A 544-nucleotide genomic window follows, 5' to 3' on the forward strand; every position below is an offset into this window, starting at 1 on the left:
AATGACCGCGCTGGTCCGATCAGAGGTGCGCACAACCGTGATCCGGCTGGCGCCGAAACCTTTGAGCGCGGGCAGCCGCTTTTCTTCTATCGCGCGCAGGGTGACATCATAGTCGGCCCCGTCGTTATTCTCCCAAGTGGTAAAAGTGATGTAGCGCAAGTGGCATACTCCAAGCTGAATGGGGACAGCAAAGCACAAATTTAACCGATTTTGCAGGGGTTTGAGCGCCCAAACCGCAGGGCGGCAGGGAGGGCCACGAAAAACGCCGCGCGGAGGACCGCACGGCGTTAAATCTTTGCTTCTGACAGATCGATCAGCTGTTGCTGTCGTCCTGCGCGTCGCCCTCAGGCGTGCGCACCATGTTCGAGTCGTCATCGTCTTCGTCAGCAGCGGAGCCGATGTCGTCGAACAGTTCAGAGATCTCGAATTCAGCAGCGGCTTCTTCTTCGGCGGCCAATTCTTGGATCGACTTGCCGGACGCCTGAAGCTCGGCCTCTTCGGGCGAACGTGCGACGTTCAGCTCGATGGAGACGGTCACTTCGGG

1 protein-coding gene is annotated in these 544 nt (G+C 58.8%); it reads right to left on the reverse strand.

All coding sequences use genetic code 11. The features are described 5' to 3' along the window. Positions 1 to 313 precede the first annotated feature (313 nt). Positions 314 to 544 (reverse strand): hypothetical protein (locus tag Q7C20_RS27045; protein WP_375071224.1); only part of this gene is annotated, 231 nt, incomplete at its 5' end.

The sequence above is a fragment of the Pseudomonas sp. AMR01 genome (assembly GCF_041946035.1).
Lineage (GTDB): Bacteria > Pseudomonadota > Gammaproteobacteria > Pseudomonadales > Pseudomonadaceae > Aquipseudomonas > Aquipseudomonas antarctica_B.